Below are 18,399 nucleotides of genomic sequence, written 5' to 3'. Positions count from 1 at the left end.
ATGGCGCGCAGACGTAAGCTAGAAGCCCCAAGTGCCGAAGATATGAACCGCTTGGAACAAGAGTTTCGCAGCGAAACCCCGATGAGAAATGCGATGGCCCCCATTGCCCAAGTGGCGGCCGACGCGGCGATGCAAAGCCCAGTGGTAACTACAGAAGCCCGTGAGCAGATGGCAAAGGACACCGCTGATGCAGAGGTGCTGCGAGATGCGTTGGGTAAGGGTCTGGTCATGGCGGAGGTTCCGTTGGATCAGATCGATCTTGATGACATGATCCGGGATCGGGTGACCCTGGATCGTTCGGAGCTTGAAGAGCTTAAGGTCTCTATTCAGGCGAATGGTCTAAGATTGCCGGTCGAGCTTTATGTGCTGAAGGCGGCCGAGGGAGGCGTCAAATACGGTGTCGTTTCGGGTTACCGCAGAATTATGGCCATCAAGACCCTGAAAGAGGAAACCGGTGAGGTAGGGTTTTCAACGGTAAAGGCTCTAATCAAGCCAATAGAGACCATTCCCGACGCGTTTGTGGCGATGGTAGAAGAAAATGAAATCCGTTCTCAATTAAGCCATTTTGAGCGCGGCCGCATCGCAGTCATCTCAACGCAAAATGGTGCATTTGCATCGGTCGAGGAGGCGGTTGCAAAATTGTTTTCTTCAGCATCCAAGGCCAAACGCTCCAAGGTCCGCTCTTTTGCGCAAGTGTTCGAAGAACTCGGCGATATGCTGAAATATGCAGAGAGCCTCACAGAGAAGCAGGGCCTGCGATTGGCGGCGGGATTAAGAATGGGCGGCGTGCAGGAGTTGCGCGAGGCGTTGGCAACGCAAGCTGCGATAGATGCGGCTGGTGAATGGCTTGCGGTGCTTCCTGTTCTCGAAGCCTTTGAGGAAGGGCCAAAAGACAACAGTCGCGGTGGGCGGCCAAGGGCTGCTTCGAATTCAGAGCGGACTGGCGCGCATTTTGAGCTGACGCGCGCGGGCAAATCCATTTCCGTTCATCATGCCGAGGATAAGCGGGGCCATCTGGTTCGGTTTGAAGGGGGGCCGGTAGATCGCATGTTTATGGAAGAGGTTCTGGCAGGGCTGCAGCGGCTGCTAAAAGACTAAAGCAGGGCAGGGGGTTTCGCCGCGAAACCGGTTTCTATGTTGGGTAGGTCGGCGAAACTAACGCATGGTCACGTTTTCGTATGGACGATGGACGCCGGCAAAACCGTAGGTCATAGATCCAATAAAGGGTCTATCGCATCACTGCGTAAGCCAGCCTAAAGGACTGATAATATGCTCGACAGGGCCGTGCGAAAACTGATTGACCCGCCACTTAACTTTGTCGGGGTCTCATTGGCAAAACGGGGGGTGACGGCAAACTCCGTCACACTCTTTGGACTTCTCATGGCGCCTCTGGCTGCTGTTTCCATCTCGTTGGGGGGATTTGGCATCGGTCTCATTTTTATTGCCCTATCTCGGATCGCAGATGGCCTGGACGGTGCCGTCGCGAGGGCCAGTCACAAGTCGGATTTTGGCGGGTATCTTGATATTGCGAGCGACTTTTTTTTCTACGGTGTCGTTCCGTTTGCCTTTATCGTTGTTGATCCTGCGACGAACGCGCTTCCCGGGGCATTTCTGCTGTTGGCTTTTTATGTCAATGGGGCGAGCTTCCTAGGCTATGCAATCTTGGCGGAAAAAAGTGGAATGAAAACCGATGCGCAGGGCCCAAAATCATTGTATTATTCCAATGGGTTACTGGAAGGTTCAGAGACGATTGCGCTGTTTTCTGTCATTTGTCTCTGGCCAGCTATGTTTCCCCTTTTGGCTTGGGGCTTTGGCGTACTTTGTTTCGTGACCGCGGGTCTGCGGGTTATTGGTGCACACCAGACCTTTGGGAAAATTACCATTCATGAGGAGAAAGCATGAAAACGCATTGGTTGAAAATCGCCGTTCTTGGTGCGCTTGTACCGCTGACAAGTTGGGCCGACACAGACCCGAAGAACTGGGATCTGGTTTTGGAAAAGGCGCAGGGGCAAACGGTCTATTGGAACGCCTGGGGCGGATCCCCTACGACCAACGCATTCATAGAATGGGCCGGGGATCGTGTTAAAGAAGAGTTTGGTGTAACCGTTGAACATGTGAAACTGACAGACACGGCTGATGCTGTGACCCGGGTGTTGTCAGAAAAAGAGGTGGATAAGGATCAGGGAGGCGCCATCGACCTAATCTGGATCAATGGTGCAAATTTCGCATCGATGAAAGATGCTGAGCTCCTTTTTGGCCCTTGGGCTGAAGATCTGCCTGGCTGGCGCCATGTCGATGTCGTTGGGAAATCTGTTCAGTCCGATTTCACCGTGCCTGTTGAGGGGTTTGAAAGCCCCTGGGCGATGGCGCAGGTCGTGTTCATGTATGACACGGCTGATATCGCAGACCCGTTGCCATCGGCCAATGCAATTTTAGATTGGGCCAAGGCGCACCCGGGTAGGTACACCTATCCGCAGCCCCCTGATTTCTTGGGTACAACGTTCCTAAAGCAAATGCTGGTTGAGTTGATCGACAATTCAGAGGAATTGGCGCTGCCAGCGACTGATGACAACTATGACGCCGTTACGGCGCCATTGTGGGACTATTTGGCGGAATTGACACCGGTTCTGTGGCGAGAAGGGCGCGCATACCCGCCATCTGGGACACGTCAAATTCAATTGATGAACGACGGTGAGCTTGATCTTGCGATCTCTTTCAGCCCGGGTGCTGCGTCGACCGCAATTGCCAATTATGAACTTCCAGATACCGTGCGTACATTCGTTCTTGATAAAGGCACGATTGGAAATGCGTCTTATGTGGCCATTCCATACAATTCCAGCGCCAAAGAGGGGGCAATGGTGCTCGCTAACTTCCTCTTGTCAGCGGAAGCACAAGCCAATGCACAAGACCCTAATGTGCTGGGATATGGTACAGTTTTGGATGTAGCTGGCTTGCCGGAGGAAGATAAAAAGCGCTTTGACTCGCTTGATCTTGGCATTGCCACCCTTTCCCCTGCTGAATTGGGTCGCGCGCAGGCGGAGCCTCATCCAAGCTGGATGACGCGGATTGCTGATGACTGGCAAAAACGCTATGGGGTGGCGCAATAGACGCCGGGAAAACAGTCCCTATCTCACCAGAAATGCATGGTTTCTGGCGAGATAGGGCGTGACACAAATGCAAACACAACACACATTTCTGCCCTTTTTGCCGGCCCTTACGCTTTTGGCCTTGTTAGGGCCTGTTGTTGGGGGGCTGTACGGCACACTTCTGCCGGCATTTGGGCATTTGCCGGCTGCCGGACTGTCCGGCCCTTCACTGGATCCATTCCGAGGCCTGCTGGCTTGGCCGGGTTTCTTGCCGTCCGTGCGCCTTTCGATGGTAACGGGAATTGGCGCGGCCTTCTTATCGCTTTCAGTCGTGGCGCTGATCTTGGCGGGTTGGTCCGGGACGCGGGCGTTTCGCTGGGTCGAGCGTCTGCTTTCGCCGCTCCTGTCGGTTCCCCACGCCGCAGCGGCCTTTGGTTTGGCATTTCTCATCGCGCCGTCCGGTTGGGTGGTGCGGCTCTTTTCGCCGTGGCTTACCGGGTGGGAACGACCGCCAGACGTCCTTATCTTGCAAGATCCATTGGGCCTTTCGCTGATTGCTGGATTGGTCGTGAAGGAAGTTCCCTTTTTGTTGCTGATGTCCATTTCTGCGATGGGGCAGGTGGGGGGGGCAAAACAGCTGGCTGTGGCCCAAAGCCTTGGTTACGGGCGCGTTGCTGGCTGGCTGGCCGTTGTCTTTCCGGCGATTTATGTGCGTATCCGGCTCCCTGTTCTGGTGGTGTTGGCGTGGTCGATGTCGGTGGTCGACGTCGCGGTAATTTTGGGCCCGTCCACGCCATCCACCTTGTCAGTTCAGATTGTGCGCTGGATGTCAGACCCCGATCTGACCTTTCGGCTACAAGCGGCGGCGGCGGCATTGGTCCAGCTTGGGCTTGTGATCGTTGCACTTTTGGTCTGGACTGCCGCGGAATGGTCCCTCGTGCAGCTGAGCAAGCGGTATTTTCATATGGGGCGGCGTCATGCGCGGGATCGGGTTTTAAGGGGGGTAGGGGCCGGACTTGCCGGAACGGTCTCTCTCGCCCTCATTCTGGGGCTGCTCGGGCTTGTTTTGTGGTCTTTTGCCGGTTTTTGGAGCTTTCCAGACCTCTTGCCACAACAATTCACCCTACGGAGCTGGCAACGACATAGCGCTGGCAGCTTTGACGCCTTGACGGAAACCGCCCTGATTGCTGGATGTGTCGTGACCCTTGGCATCGTGCTGACGTTGGGGTGTCTCGAGGCGGAAGAGCGCCACAATCTGCGCCTGACCAGCAAAGGAATGTGGCTGTTATATCTGCCTCTGTTGGTGCCGCAGACGGCATTTATACCGGGACTGCAGACCTTGCTGCTGAATTTCGGGTTAGAGACGGGCAGGGGCGCGGTTATTCTAGCACATCTGGTGTTTGTATTGCCCTATTTGCGTCTGTCGCTACAGGATCCCTGGATGCAATGGGACCGTCGTCAGGCGGTAAGCTCTGCAGCATTGGGCGCTTCGCCACGGAGGATTTTCTGGCGGGTGCGGTTGCCAATGCTGTTGGCACCGATCCTAACGGCGATCGCTGTGGGGGTCGCTGTTTCCGTGGGCCAGTATCTTCCGACGCTTTTGATTGGCGGAGGACGGGTTGAAACATTAACCACAGAGGCCGTCGCTCTGGCATCAGGGGGGGACCGCCGCGCGATCGGTGTTTTTGGGTTGTTGCAAACCGCGGCGGCACTTTTACCCTTTGCGATCGCATTGGTGGTTCCCGCAGTGATCTGGCGCAATAGAAAGGGCCTTCGTCATGGCTGATCAAAGCAAGCTGGGATTACGATTGGAAGGGCTTGAAATCTGTCATGGCGATAGACGTCTTGTCGCGCTCAACCATGAGATTGCGCCCGGTGAGGTTCTGACGCTAATGGGCCCCTCTGGGGTTGGGAAATCAACGCTTTTGTCAGCCGTAATAGGCACTCTTTCACCGGAATTTCGACTTTTGGGCGAAATTTTCCTGAATGGCCAAATCATCACAAACCTGCCGCCACATCAAAGAAACGTTGGCATTTTGTTTCAAGAAACACTGCTGTTTCCGCATATGTCCGTTGGCGCGAATTTGGCATTCGGTTTGGCGAGCGGCGGGACCCGGGCGGAACGCAGGGAGCGGGTCAATCTGGCGCTCGCGAAAGTCGGTCTGGAGGGGTTCGCCGATCGTGACCCCGCGACCTTGTCTGGCGGGCAACGTGCGCGGGTCGCGCTCATGCGCACGCTTTTGGCCAAACCTCAAGCCTTGCTGCTTGACGAGCCATTTTCCGGACTGGATGCGGCACTGCGAACAAAGATCAGGAAATTGGTCTTTGAACAGGCGCGAGCACAAAACCTTCCGGTTTTGATGGTGACCCATGATGGCGAAGATGCGGCGGCGGCCGGTGGCGAGGTGATTACGCTGGGCGGGTAACGCCTAGGGTTGCCAAAAGCGCGTCTGCATGGGTTTGATTTTTCACCACGGCGGCATGTTTCACTGGACCAAATCCGCGCATCTCCAGAGGAGCAGACAGGATGGTTTGGGTCTTCTTCAGGTCTTCGTCGGTCGCCGGGGCGGGCAGGGTCGTCAAAACCTGGTCAAACCAAGCTATCAGGTCTCTTTCCATTTGGCGTTCGGCGGTTTTTCCAAAAGGATCAAACCATTTTCCTCGTGCGCGGTTCAAAGACGTAAGCAGCGCAAAAACATAGGTCATCCACGGGCCAAAGCTTTTCTTTTGCGGTCGTCCGCGACTGTCGGTTCCACGCGACAAAAGAGGTGGGGCAAGGTGGTATTTCACCGTAAACCCCGGTTCAAATTCAGTCTCTAGTTCTGCCAAAAATGCAGGATCTCTGTGAAGCCGGGCCACTTCGTATTCGTCTTTGTAGGCCATCAACTTAAAGAGCGACTTTGCGGCCAGTTCCGCCAAGGCATCGCGATGTGCGCGCGGCATGCGAGAGCGGAATGTTTCGATGGATTTTCTAAATTGCTCTGCATAGGCCCCATCTTGATAGTCGCGCAAAAATGCGGCGCGGTGGTTGATGGTTGCTTCGAAGCCTGTGGGGGCAGGGTCGCTGGTAGACGGTGCGAATGCCTTTGGGTCCTCCGCCATAATTCGCCCCAAATCAAAGGCTTGATTGTTTTGTGCAATGGCGACACCATTTAGAGAAATGGCGTGTTTCAAAGCCTCTTCGCTGACCGGGACCAATCCTTTTTGCCAGGCAAATCCCAGCATCATGACATTTGCGAAAACACTATCCCCCAACAGAGTTTCTGCGGCCAGATTTGCATCAAACCCGTCGAGGTTCCCGGCGCCAACAGCATCTTCAATCACCCGTTGGCGATGCTTGGCCTTCAGATCCGCGTCCCGGTTTAGAACAACATCGCCTGTGGGCATTTCGGCGTGGTTCAATACAATTTTTGTGCCGCGATGGTAATGGGCTGATGCTTTGGGGGAAGAGGACACCACGATATCACAGCCAATCACAGCGTCGGCTGCACTTTGATCAATCCGCACTTGATGGATGTCAGCGGGGCGCGCACCAAGACGGATGTAACTGAGCACGGTGCCGAATTTCTGTGCAAACCCGGTGAAGTCAAGCACGCTTGATCCCTTCCCCTCCAGATGGGCGGCCATCGTGATCAAGGCCCCAACGGTGACAACGCCCGTACCGCCAACACCAGTCACCAACAGATCGAACGGCTTGGACAGCGGCGGCAGGGTTGGGCTGGGCAGGGTGGCAACAAGGGGCGGAAGATCCACATTTGTGCCGGTTTTTTTACGCCGCACGGCCCCCTCAACCGTGACAAAGCTTGGGCAAAACCCTTCGAGACAGGAAAAATCCTTGTTGCAGGTCGACAGGTTTATCTTACGTTTTCGGCCGAAGGGCGTTTCCAACGGTTCCACGCTTAGGCAATTGGACGCGATTGAACAATCGCCGCAGCCCTCGCAAACGGATGGGTTAATGACCACAAACTTTTGGGGATCGTCCATGGTTCCGCGTTTGCGGCGCCGGCGTTTTTCTGTGGCGCAGACTTGCTCATAAATAATCACACTTACCCCTGCCACCTCGCGCAATTCACGCTGTACGCTGTCAAGCGCCACGCGGTCATGAAAGCTGGTACCTGACGGGAAATCGCTGTGCCGGAACTTTTCGATGTGATCCGACACCAATGCAATGCGCTGCACCCCTTCCGCGCGGCAGGTGGCGGCGATCCCATGCACGGAAACAGGCCCATCAACGGGTTGCCCGCCGGTCATCGCCACGGCATCGTTATAGAGGATTTTATAGGTGATATTGGCCTTGGCCGCGACGGCTTGCCGGATTGCCAAAGAACCCGAGTGATACCATGTCCCTTCGCCGAGATTCTGAAAAATATGCTTTCCGCCATTGAATTGAGAGGCAACGACATGGGGCACACCTTCGCCACCCATTTGTGCATATCCGCCTGTGTTACGGTCCATCCAACTGGCCATAACATGACACCCAATTCCTGATGCAGCGGTTGATCCTTCGGGCAGTTTTGTTGAGGTATTGTGCGGACAACCCGAGCAGAAATACGGGGTACGCTTGGCCCCCGGAACGCTTAGCTCTAGCTTGGGTGGGGCGGTCAATTTGCGCGCCTTCTCTGCCAGACCTTCGTCTGGGAAAAACGCATCTAACCGTTCAGCAATGAATGGCACCAAAGTCAGAGGGGACAGCTCGCCTGTCCAAGGCAGCAATGGGTCACCAGCGGCACGGTGTTTGCCAACCATTTTCTCGGGTTTTTCGCCGGGCGAGTCATAAAAATACTCTTTGAATTGACTCTCGATGATGCCGCGTTTCTCTTCGATCACCATAACCTCGCGCTTGCCCCGCACGAAACCCAGCGCATCACGACGGGCCAAGGGCCAGACCATCCCAACCTTGTAAATATCAATGCCAAGTCGCTGACAGGCGGTCGCGTCCAGCCCCAACAGTCGCAGCGCCTCCATCAGGTCAAGATGTCCCTTGCCCGTGGTGACAAAACCAAACACAGCGTTGGGAGTATTATAGATGCGTTTGTCGATTGGGTTGGCGTCGGCAAAGGCCTCGACGGCGGCCAATTTGTACTCCAGCCGCGTTTCGATTTCTGGGCTGGGGAGGTCGGATGGACGAATGTGCAAGCCGCCGGGTGGAATGGTAACGTCTGGGTACTGAAAGTCCCTATCTTGGCCCAACTCTACGGATTGGCCGCTTTCGACGGTCTCTGAAATCGCTTTGAAACCGACCCAAGTGCCAGAGAACCGGGACATGGCGATGCCGTATTCACCGAACTCTAAAAATTCGGCGACGCTGGCCGGGTTCAATGTGGGCATGAACCACGACATGAATGCGACGTCTGATTGGTGTGGCATCGAGGACGAGACGCATCCGTGGTCATCCCCAGCCACCACCAGAACCCCGCCTTTGGGTGCAGAGCCATAAGCGTTGCCGTGTTTTAGGGCATCCCCGGATCGATCCACGCCGGGGCCTTTTCCATACCACATCGAAAAGACGCCTTCGACCTGGCAATCTGGGTCAAGAGTTGCTTGTTGCGCCCCCAAAACGGCGGTTGCCCCCAGATCTTCGTTCACGGCGGGCATGAATGTGATCTGGTTCTTGTCTACGATGTCGCGGGCGCGCCACAACTCTAGATCAACGGCGCCAAGGGGCGAGCCGCGATACCCCGAGATAAATCCGCTGGTGGCCAGGCCGGCCGACCGATCGCGCCGCGCTTGGTCCAACATGATCCGCACCAATGCTTGTGTGCCGGTCAGAAACACACGCCCCTCTGTGCGGGTGTAACGATCAGAAAGTTGATAGGTGGCAAGTGGCTGGGTCATAGGGGATCGCGCCTTGGTTTGGGTTTCCCCATAATCATTCACTTACGCCGAGTAATGTGACCAAAAACATGGCAAAAATTGCTAATCTTGGGGTAAGCTGTCCGAATATACGCAAATAATAGGAAATACAGACCAAATGGATCTCGATGATTTTGACTGGCAACTTCTGACCCTTTTGCAAAAAGATTGCCGCATTTCAAATGCGGGTCTGGCCGAGGCTGCTGGCTTGTCCGCCTCTTCTTGCTGGCGGCGCGTTCGGGCGCTTGAGGAGGCAGGGTTGGTCCAACGCTATGCGGCTGTGTTGGATCCGGCCCGTGTGGGGATGGGGTTTCAGGCCATGGTGCATGTGCAATTGACCCGTCACGACCCCGAGAAACTGGCCGAGTTCATTCGCGTGATAGAAACCAGGCCCGAGGTGGTTGAATGTTACGCAACCACAGGTCAGGCGGATTATCATCTGCGGGTCATTGTGTCCGATCTTGAGGCGTACAATCGGTTCTTGGAAGAGGTGTTGTTTCGCTTGCCGGCGGTGGCAAGCGCGCAAACCAATGTCATTCTGCGCAGCGTAAAATCCTATACGGGTATTTCGCGGCGGGAGTAGGTTAACCCTGACCCGCCTTCATCATATCCGCGGCCTTTTCGGCAATCATGATCACCGGAGAATTGGTGTTTCCCGACGTGATATTCGGCATGACAGAGGCGTCAACAACCCGAAGCCCCACAATCCCCCGTACCCGGAGCTGATCGTCAACCACCGCCATGGGGTCTGATCCCATTTTCGCGGTGCCAACAGGGTGGAAAATTGTGGTGCCGATGTCACCCGCGGCATTGGCCAAAGCCGCATCGCTATCGTCAAAGCCGGGGCCGGGGCGAAGCTCCTCTGGTCGATATTTTGCCAATGGGGATTGAGCGACAATATTCCGCGTCAGGCGGATCGCGCGCGCTGCGGTCAAACGATCCGCTTCGGTGGATAGATAATTGGGCGCGATCACCGGCTTATCGGTGGGCGTGGCCGACCGCAGGCGAATTTCCCCGCGGCTTTCCGGGCGCAATGGGCAAACGCTTGCCGTAAATGCCGGGAATGGATCGAGGTCTTCGCCGAACTTTGGCAGGGACAATGGCTGCACATGAAATTCCAGATCTGCGGTCGCTACAGATGGGTCCGATTTTGCAAAAGCCCCAAGTTGGCTTGGGGCCATCGACATGGGGCCAGAACGTTTCAGGGCGTATTCGAGACCAATCTTTGCTTGCCCCCACCATGTCGCGGCCATTCGGTTCAAGGTCTTCACACCTGTTACCTTATAGGCGCAGCGCAGTTGCAGGTGATCCTGCAGGTTTTGTCCCACGCCGGGCAGGTTATGCGCGACGTCAATGCCGTGATCCGCCAAATGGGCCGCTGGCCCAATCCCAGAAAGCATCATGATCTGGGGGGAATTGATCGCCCCTGCAGATAAGATCACTTCGCCTCTTGATCGGGCGGCAACCTGCGTTCCGTCTTGGGTGAATTCCACACCCGTCACGCGTTTTCCGTCCAGCACCAGCCGATCCACTTGGGCGTGCACCTCGATGCGCAGATTTGGCCGAGATTTTGCGGGGCGCAAGAACCCTTTTGCGGTGCTCCAGCGCCATCCGTTGTTCTGATTGACCTGAAAATATCCGACCCCTTCATTATCCCCGCGATTGAAATCGTCGGATTTTGGGATGCCCACCGCCTGTGCCGCATTGGAAAACGCGTCCAAAATCTCCCAACTTAACCGTGGCTTACGCACTTTCCACTCGCCGCCAGCGCCATGCATGTCATCGGCACCGGCAAAATGGTCTTCGGATTTTTTGAAATATGGCAGGACATCATCCCAGCCCCACCCATTATTGCCCATCTGTCGCCAGATGTCATAGTCGCGGGCCTGTCCACGTAGGTAAAGCATGCCATTGATTGAACTACAGCCCCCCAGGACACGACCGCGGGGGTATCCAATCGCGCGGCCATTTAACCCGGCTTCTTCTTGGGTGTGATAGCACCAATCTGTGCGAGGATTGCCGATGCAATAAAGGTATCCGACAGGAATATGAATCCAGTGGTACGTGTCGCGCCCGCCCGCTTCAAGCAGCAGAACGGTTTTGCTTGTGTCTTCTGACAGACGATTGGCCAAAACAGATCCGGCGGAACCAGCCCCAACGATAATATAGTCAAAATCGCCTAGATCTTTCATTCTGCTCACCCTGTTTTGTCTTTTGCATAAGATTGCGTTTGAGGCGTGGTAAGTAAATGACCGATATTCATCAGCCGTTGTTTATCAATGATCAGGGTGCAGGCCCATCTGCAAGCCGTCCGGGCCAGCACTGGATTGGGCAAGTTGCCGTGCTACATGATGGCACAGGGTAGGGGGCTTTGCGCAAGGATGCCCGGATATTCCGTTACGTAGGGTAAAGGGAGCTGCATTTTCTTGCAGCGCTCTTTGGGCAAACCTTTTACAAGCAGGAAAGATGCGAATCTGCCGCGGTTGGTGTGAAACATGCCGCGACGAGAAAGTGCAAAGGACGCCCGCTTGACCACGCCAACACATTTGCCGGAGATCGCATTGGATCACGTCACATTTGGGCGTGAAGGGCGGGTAATTCTAGAGGATATCTCGGTGTCCTTTTGTGCCCGACGTGTGGGAATTGTTGGGCGAAATGGGTCTGGGAAAACCACCTTGTCGCGGGTGATTGCTGGGTTGGCTCAGCCGGAAAAAGGCCGTGTTTCGGTGGCCGGAATTGATCCAGCGCGTGACCGAAAAGGGGCGCTTTCCACCGTTGGCATTCTGTTTCAAAACCCCGATCACCAAATTATTTTCCCGACGGTCATCGAAGAGATCAGTTTTGGTCTGAAACAAATGGGGCATGATCATTTAGATGCGGAAAAAGAGGCTCTAACCTGGCTGACAGACTATGGTGTCGCCCATTGGGCTGAGGCATCTGTTGCCCGCTTGTCGCAAGGGCAAAAGCAGCTCGTTTGTTTGATATCGGTGCTGGCCATGCAGCCCAAGGTTCTTTTGTTGGATGAACCCTTTTCCGGCCTGGATTTGCCAACGCGCGCGCAATTGTCCCGGCGGTTGGCGCGGTATCAAGGGACATTGGTTCATGTTACCCACGCCCCCGAAGATTTAGCGGGCTACGATCATGTCGTTTGGCTTGACCAAGGGCGTGTCGCCGGATCCGGTGCGTCGGCTGATGTCTTGGCTGCGTTCGTGGGTGAAATGACCAAGAAAGGCGAGGGCAATGATCTCACTGACCTCTCCGATTAAAACCCGCGCGCATGGCTGGCCCGCAGGTGCCAAGTTAGGGGCGCTTTGTTTGGCGACACTTGTTTTGTTTCAGATCGAAACTCTGTCGCTCCACTTGATTGCATTTGTCGCAACCCTCGCGCTGTATCTTGCCCCCGGACGCGACTTTGCGGCGGCTGGATGGCGGGCGGTCAAGGTGATTTGGATGTTCGTCGTGATCATCGCGATCTGGCACATTGTCACCCGCACCCCTTATGAAGGCGCCGTGATTGTGTTGCGTATGGTGACGGCTGTTGGGCTTGCCAATCTCGTCACAATGACCACGCAGCTTTCTGAGTTTATCGCGGTGATCCGCTGGTTAACACGCCCCCTCAAGCGGCTTGGCCTGCCGACCGAAGCGTTGGAGATTGCGATCGCGCTGGTCATCCGCTTCACACCCGTGCTTGTGGAAAAAGGGCAGGGGTTGGCGCAAGCTTGGCGGGCCCGATCCGCACGGCGCCCCGGATGGCGGATCATCTTTCCGTTTACGATCCTTGCCCTTGACGATGCCGATCATATTGCAGACGCCCTGCGCGCGCGCGGCGGGATCACCGAAAACCAACAGAAATAGAAATATAAGAGAGTGAGACGTATGGAACGAAATGTAACGATGATTGCCCTATTTGCTGCTTTGATTGCAGCGCTGGGTCTGATCCCAAAGATCACCCTGGCAACGGGGATTCCTATCACCGCACAAAGCATGGGCATCATGTTGTGTGGCACTATTCTGGGCGCAAAGCGCGGCGCGCTTGCGGTGGTGTTGTTTTTGGTTCTGGTTGCTGCTGGTCTGCCGCTTTTGGCCGGGGGCCGTGGTGGTCTGGGCGTATTTTCGACACCATGGGCGGGCTTTTTGTTTGGCTTTCCAGTGGCTGCATTTGTGACGGGTCTGGTGATGGAAAACTGGCGGTCTGACAAGGTCTCGCTGGTGGCGGGTGTTGCCGCAGTTGTCGGTGGGATTGGCGCGCTCTATCTGATCGCCGTGCCCTATTACATGCTGATGAAACCCGCAGGATTGGGCGAAGCGCTCGTTGCCGCGATGCTGCCCTTTATGCCGGGTGATGTGATCAAAGCCGTATTGGCAGGTTTGGTGACAGGTGCAATTTACAAAGCGCGCCCAGCCAGTGTGTTATCGCGAAGCTGATCAGCTGCCGCGATAGGTGGAATAGCCAAATGGTGAAAGCAGAAGCGGCACATGATAATGCGCTGCTTCTGACATCCCAAACCGAAGCGGAATAACATCCAGAAACCTTGGTTCTTCGGGCGGGGTGCCGATGGCATCCAAATAGGTGCCTGCATGAAACACAAGCTCATATGTGCCCAAGGAAAACTCTTCCGCGGGTAAAATCTGTTCATCCGTGCGCCCATCCGAATTGGTGACCAGACTGCGCAGATGCGTGCGGGTGTCGCCCTCGATGCGGTAAAGGTCGATCGTTAGACCGCTGGCGGGACAGCCGCGCGCGGTGTCAAGTACATGAGTGGTCAAATAACCGGACATCGGGAACTCCTGTTTGAAAATCACCCCGTTTGGGCGCATTCATTTTCACCAGACTGACTGATCATTCGGGCCATGTCGAGCATCCGGTTGGAAAAGCCCCATTCGTTGTCATACCAGCCAAACACGCGCAAAAGTCCGCCTTGGCTGACAGACAGTTCGGGGCCAGACAAGACCAGGCTTTCTGGGCGCATACGCAAATCACTGGAGACAAGCGGTTCATCGGTCCAACCCAGAACCGGGCTTTCTGTCGCGATTTCGTACAGGCGCGCGCGCGCAGTATTTGCATTCGGGGCTCTGTCCAGATCCACAACCAAGTCGATACAGCTGACCGAAGCGGTTGGGACCCGAATGGCACGCGCCTCGATCCGGTCAGCCAAATGTGGCAATACTTTTCCAACCAACTGGTGCGCCGAGGTTGTGGTGGGGACCATCGACAAACCCGCCGCCCGTGACCGTGCCGGATTGGCGCGGGGTTTATCAACGGTGGGCTGGCTGCCGGTATAGCAGTGAACGGTGGTCATATGCCCACCGTTCAACCCCCATTCGCGGTCCAAGACGGCCAATAGCGGGGCGAGGGCATTTGTTGTGCAAGAGGCATTAGAGATGATTTTTTGGTTTTTCAGGTCGGCATCATTGGCGCCCAGAACCACCGTGATGTCCGCCTCATTCGAGGGGCCGGAAATCAGCACATGTTTTGCGCCAGCCGCCAATCCGCGCTCTGCCATCGGCCGTGTACCCGCCATCCCGGTGCATTCCAGAACCACATCCACATCGGACAGATCCATGACCGAGATATCGGGCAAGGCGTGAAATGGGATGATCTGTTCGCCGACCCGTAGCCCATGGTCTAGGGCCTCGACCTCGCCCGCCCAAGGACCAAACACGCTGTCGTATTTGAACAGATAGGCACAGGTTTCAAGCGGCTCGATGTCATTGATAAAGGCCACCTCAAAATCTGATGGCCCCGCCATTAGGATACGCAGGATAGAACGGCCGATCCGGCCAAAACCATTCAGTCCAATTCTGATTTTCCGAGGCTGTGTCATTGCTGGTTCCTAGGTAGTGGCAACCGGCCCACAGAACGCCAGACGGTCGTGGGGTGCAAGGGAAATATGCGTTATGCGGCGGGCAATATCGCAGGTCAGGATGCGTAAAACAGCATTGAAGTTTAAAACGCGCGACGGAAAATCCATCCCTATTCGTTCTACTCAGGAATGGTCCAGAAACTGGGCAAAACGGAATTTCGGCACATGGACGTGCCTGATGTATGCGAGGATCAAATGAACACACCGAAAGGGTATTCCCTTAGCCAAATCCGCCTTCACTGGGTGGTCGCGGCCTTAATTGTCACACAATATCTGTTCAATGACGCCATCGGGCAGGCTTGGCGCGCTTATACAAAAGGGCTGGAAATCTCGTTTGACCCGCTCGTCTTGGCGCATGTCCTCGCGGGTGTGTTGATCCTTGCCTTCACTCTTTGGCGCTTGAGACTTCGGGCGACACGCGGTGCGCCCCTGCCGCCTGAACAAGAGGCACCAATGCTGAAACTTGCGGCTCATCTTACCCATTGGACCTTATATGCATTGATGATCCTCATGCCGCTCAGCGGGGCATTGGCGTGGTTTGGCGATGTGGAACTGGGTGCCATTGTGCATAATATTCTGAAGCTGCCGCTTTTGGTTTTGGTGGTGCTGCATGTGTTGGCTGCGCTGTTTCATCAGTTTGTGCTGAAGACAAATTTGATTGCCCGGATGAAAACCGCAGAAGAGTGATCACATTTACGACGGGAAATCGGGTCCGTTCAGCGTTGCTGAGCAGGCCCGATTTTCGTTTTCCGAACCTTAATAAACGACGCCTCACATGCCGTATTTGCGCCAGACGGGGGGAATGTGCTCTGATTTTCTCAAGATCAGGCGCAAAATTTTGAGGTGTAGAAATGAGCTTCCCCCATCTGACCAACCCCCTAAAACTGCGTCATAAGACACTGAAAAACAGGGTGGTGTTCGGGGCGCATACCACGAATATGGCGCAACAGGGCATGCCCGGGGATCAGCATCTTGCCTATTATCTGGAACGTGCCATCGGCGGGGCGGCGATGATTGTGGTTGAACCAATGCCCGTGCATCCCGCCGCCGTTCTGACGCGGGGCAACTTTCGCCATTCCAGTGATGAGGTGATAGAGCCTTTTGCGCGCCTTACGTCGGCCTGTCAGGCGCATGGGACGGTGATGATCCAACAGCTTTATCATGTGGGCGCGCATGGGGATCAAGACAACAGTTTTCATGCCGCGTGGTCGCCCTCTGGGGGGCCGAGTTATCATGACAGTGATGGCAGCCATGAAATGAGCGCAGCGGAAATCGAAGAAACGATTGACGCCTTTGTCGAGGCCGCAAAGCGTTGCCAGAAATCTGGGTTTGATGGGGTAGAGGTTTGGGCCGCCTATCACAGTTTGCTCGATCAGTTCTGGACGCCCTTTTCCAATACGCGTGACGACAATTGGGGCGGCTCGCTTGAAAATCGCACCCGGTTAAGTCGCGAGATTTTGCGCCGTATCCGCGACGCCTGTGGCCCTGACTTTATTATCGGACTTTCCGTGAATGACGAACCCGGGGTTGAGGCCGCGTTGGGGCGAGAGGATATGGCCGAGATCATCGCATTGCACGACCAAGAGACCTTGATGGATTATGTCACGGTTGGGTCCGGTAGCTATTTTGATTTCTACACGCTGATCCCTAGCTTTCAGTATGCCGAAAACCTTGGTGTTGATTTGGCCACCCGCCTAAAATCTGTGGTGCAGCATGCTGTTGTCACCGCGGAAAGCCACATTCGGACAGCCGAGAATGCAAACACCGTGCTGGGGGCAGGGGGCGCGGATCTGGTGTCGATCGTGCGTGGCCAAATCGCTGATCCACATTTGATGACCAAGGCGCTGACAGGTCGTGTCGAAGATATTCGGGGGTGTTTGTCGTGTAATCAACAATGTTGGGGGCGCCGGGGGCGTGATTACTATATTTCTTGTCTCATCAACCCTTCTGTAGGTCACGAGCATCTTTGGGGTGGGGATCGGTTTGTTCCTGCGAAAGTGGCAAAGAAAGTGCTTGTTGTCGGCGCGGGTCCCGCCGGTTTGGAAGCGGCGCGTGTCGCAGCGGAACGTGGTCACACAGTGATTTTGGCCGAGGCCTCCTCTGATCTTGGCGGACAGTTTCGATTGGCAGGCCTTCAACCACGTCGGGCGCAAATTCTGGATTTGCTGGCGTGGTACGAGCGTCAGTTGACACAGCTTGGCGTGGACCTTCGATACAACAGCTATCTTGATGCCGATGAAATCGCGGCCATTGGTGCGGACCAGGTGATCCTGGCAACCGGGTCGTTGCCCCCAGAAACGGGGTTTCAAAAGGCGCTGCCCCATGTGCCAGAACTCCCCGGATTGAACGCTCAGGTTTGGTCAGCCGCAGATGTGATGGGACGCGCGGCGCGATTGGGAAAACAGGTGATTGTGTTGGATGAAGGGGGGCACTGGAAAGGCTGCGGCACGGCATGGCTTTTGGCTGAAGAAGGGCATGATGTTACCCTTGTGACCCCAGATCCGGTGGTGGGGAAAGAGCTGCTGCGCTCTGCCACAGACGCCCCACTTCGCAAGCGGTTGGCACAGTTGGGTGTGCGTTTCGTGACGGAAAGCGCCATCACAAACTGGGGCGGTGATGGGGCCGAGGTCGTGTCGCTTTTAACCGGGAAGTCGGAAAAAATCGCAGCGCAGTCCTTGGTTTTGGCCACGGTCAATCATGCGGATACGACGTTGTGGACAGAGCTGTCACAGCTGGGGGTTGCGGCCAAATTGCTTGGGGATGCACATGCGCCGCGTAACGCGGCCTATGCGATTTATGATGGCCGGGTTGCGGGACTGAAAATCTGACAATCGCCACAGAAAAGGCTCTATTCTGCGGTGTAGAGCCTTCCCATGCCCTTGCGGGACGTGGTGAGCCCGGCAAGCTTTTGCATGTGCCACGCCAACGCTTGATTGCTGGAAATCACGGCAACGCCCGTTCGGGCCTCGATGTCATCAATGATGTTCAAGCAACGTAAATTTGTGCAGGAAATGACCAGCGCATCGCAATCGGCCATCTTGGCGACGCGCTCTGCCGCGTTAACAATTGAGGCTTCGGTGATGCGGGCCACCACTTGATCATTGCCTTCCTCGAAAGAGCCAAACCCGGTGATTTCAAATCCCGCGTCCTCCAGCTTGCCTCGCATCTGGGCGGAAACCTCTGCCACGTATGGCGTGACAAAGCCCAGCTTTTGCGCCCCCAAATGTTTCCCGGCGGCAATGATCGCGGCCAGCGGATCTGTCACTTGGGCGGTGGGACAAACCGACCTGATTGCCGCGGCCACTTTGTCCGATCCAATCACGGTTGAGGCGGAGGTGCAGCCATATCCGATCACGTCAAAAGACAGGGATTTCGGCAAAAGCCGTGCGGATGCCGGCAAATCAGCTTCCATTTGGGCCAATGTTTCGGGTTTGATTTCCGCGACCATTGGGATGCGCGAATGGTACAGGGCGACCCCATCAAGATCCATCATCTGGGCAAATTCATGCTCTAGCGTCTCGTCTGTTTCAAGGACAATCACACCCATGTTGGCGCGGGTGCCGATCCCGTCATCCGTTTGAAAATCAAGCTTCATA

The 18,399-nt window shown here is 55.5% G+C and carries 16 protein-coding genes; 11 read left to right on the top strand and 5 right to left on the bottom strand.

Annotated features, from left to right (window positions below; genetic code table 11):
* From KKW20_RS15165 to KKW20_RS15145, 5 genes are all read left to right on the top strand, one after another.
* A complete protein-coding gene (locus KKW20_RS15165) occupies positions 1-1,098 on the top strand; it encodes a ParB/RepB/Spo0J family partition protein (protein WP_214568756.1) in 1,098 nt (365 codons plus the stop codon).
* Between the two features lie 171 nt (positions 1,099-1,269).
* A complete protein-coding gene (locus KKW20_RS15160; RefSeq protein ID WP_214568755.1) occupies positions 1,270-1,902 on the top strand; it encodes a CDP-alcohol phosphatidyltransferase family protein in 633 nt (210 codons plus the stop codon).
* Positions 1,899-3,107 (top strand): ABC transporter substrate-binding protein, encoded by a 1,209-nt coding sequence (locus tag KKW20_RS15155; RefSeq protein ID WP_214568754.1) that lies wholly within the window; start codon positions 1,899-1,901, stop codon positions 3,105-3,107. Before KKW20_RS15160 ends, KKW20_RS15155 begins: the two co-directional genes overlap by 4 nt.
* Before the next feature lie 67 nt (positions 3,108-3,174).
* Positions 3,175-4,872, top strand: a complete 1,698-nt coding sequence (locus tag KKW20_RS15150) for an ABC transporter permease (protein ID WP_214568753.1) — start codon at positions 3,175-3,177, stop codon at positions 4,870-4,872.
* A complete protein-coding gene (locus tag KKW20_RS15145) occupies positions 4,865-5,512 on the top strand; it encodes an ATP-binding cassette domain-containing protein (protein ID WP_214568752.1) in 648 nt (215 codons plus the stop codon). The genes KKW20_RS15150 and KKW20_RS15145 overlap by 8 nt, the downstream gene beginning before the upstream one ends.
* Here KKW20_RS15145 and KKW20_RS15140 read toward each other — a convergent pair.
* Positions 5,496-8,921, bottom strand: coding sequence for an indolepyruvate ferredoxin oxidoreductase family protein (locus KKW20_RS15140; protein ID WP_214568751.1), 3,426 nt, complete (start codon positions 8,919-8,921; stop codon positions 5,496-5,498). The genes KKW20_RS15145 and KKW20_RS15140 overlap by 17 nt on opposite strands.
* Positions 8,922-9,057: 136 nt before the next feature.
* Here KKW20_RS15140 and KKW20_RS15135 point away from each other — a divergent pair, with 136 nt between their 5' ends.
* Positions 9,058-9,522 carry an Lrp/AsnC family transcriptional regulator gene (locus KKW20_RS15135; protein ID WP_214568750.1) on the top strand — a complete coding sequence of 155 codons (465 nt, stop codon included), beginning with the start codon at positions 9,058-9,060 and terminating at the stop codon, positions 9,520-9,522.
* A 1-nt stretch (position 9,523) separates the two neighbouring features.
* Here the strand turns inward: KKW20_RS15135 and KKW20_RS15130 are convergent, their stop codons facing one another.
* Positions 9,524-11,131, bottom strand: a complete 1,608-nt coding sequence (locus tag KKW20_RS15130; RefSeq protein ID WP_214568749.1) for a GMC family oxidoreductase — start codon at positions 11,129-11,131, stop codon at positions 9,524-9,526.
* A gap of 336 nt (positions 11,132-11,467) precedes the next feature.
* On the opposite strand from KKW20_RS15130, the gene KKW20_RS15125 reads away from it, so the two are divergent.
* Genes KKW20_RS15125 through KKW20_RS15115 form a run of 3 tightly spaced genes read left to right on the top strand, consistent with a single transcriptional unit; the run spans position 11,468 to position 13,364 of the window.
* Complete coding sequence (locus tag KKW20_RS15125; RefSeq protein ID WP_246534631.1) at positions 11,468-12,205, top strand: energy-coupling factor ABC transporter ATP-binding protein; 738 nt, start codon at positions 11,468-11,470, stop codon at positions 12,203-12,205.
* On the top strand, positions 12,180-12,794 hold the full coding sequence (locus tag KKW20_RS15120; RefSeq protein WP_214568747.1) for an energy-coupling factor transporter transmembrane component T family protein: 615 nt from the start codon (positions 12,180-12,182) through the stop codon (positions 12,792-12,794). The genes KKW20_RS15125 and KKW20_RS15120 overlap by 26 nt, the downstream gene beginning before the upstream one ends.
* Positions 12,795-12,815: 21 nt before the next feature.
* Complete coding sequence (locus tag KKW20_RS15115) at positions 12,816-13,364, top strand: biotin transporter BioY (protein WP_214568746.1); 549 nt, start codon at positions 12,816-12,818, stop codon at positions 13,362-13,364.
* Here the strand turns inward: KKW20_RS15115 and uraH are convergent, their stop codons facing one another.
* Together uraH and KKW20_RS15105 are read right to left on the bottom strand one after the other, a co-directional pair.
* Positions 13,365-13,718 carry a hydroxyisourate hydrolase gene (gene uraH / locus KKW20_RS15110; protein ID WP_214568745.1) on the bottom strand — a complete coding sequence of 118 codons (354 nt, stop codon included), beginning with the start codon at positions 13,716-13,718 and terminating at the stop codon, positions 13,365-13,367.
* 20 nt (positions 13,719-13,738) lie between these two features.
* A complete protein-coding gene (locus tag KKW20_RS15105; protein WP_214568744.1) occupies positions 13,739-14,764 on the bottom strand; it encodes a type I glyceraldehyde-3-phosphate dehydrogenase in 1,026 nt (341 codons plus the stop codon).
* A 204-nt stretch (positions 14,765-14,968) separates the two neighbouring features.
* Between KKW20_RS15105 and KKW20_RS15100 the strand changes: the two genes are divergently transcribed.
* Both KKW20_RS15100 and KKW20_RS15095 read left to right on the top strand, forming a co-directional pair.
* Complete coding sequence (locus KKW20_RS15100; protein WP_214568743.1) at positions 14,969-15,490, top strand: cytochrome b; 522 nt, start codon at positions 14,969-14,971, stop codon at positions 15,488-15,490.
* Positions 15,491-15,654: 164 nt separating this feature from the next.
* Positions 15,655-17,631, top strand: coding sequence for an oxidoreductase (locus KKW20_RS15095; RefSeq protein ID WP_214568742.1), 1,977 nt, complete (start codon positions 15,655-15,657; stop codon positions 17,629-17,631).
* A 20-nt stretch (positions 17,632-17,651) separates the two neighbouring features.
* Here KKW20_RS15095 and KKW20_RS15090 read toward each other — a convergent pair whose 3' ends face one another.
* Positions 17,652-18,398: a maleate cis-trans isomerase family protein gene (locus tag KKW20_RS15090; RefSeq protein WP_214568741.1), complete on the bottom strand. Its 747-nt coding sequence runs from the start codon at positions 18,396-18,398 to the stop codon at positions 17,652-17,654.
* Position 18,399 lies beyond the last annotated feature (1 nt).

Source organism: Aliiroseovarius lamellibrachiae (assembly GCF_018599245.1).
GTDB classification, from domain to species: Bacteria; Pseudomonadota; Alphaproteobacteria; order Rhodobacterales; family Rhodobacteraceae; genus Aliiroseovarius; species Aliiroseovarius lamellibrachiae.
The sequence above is the reverse complement of the archived record's forward strand: the minus strand, read 5'-3'. Positions and strand labels throughout refer to the sequence as shown.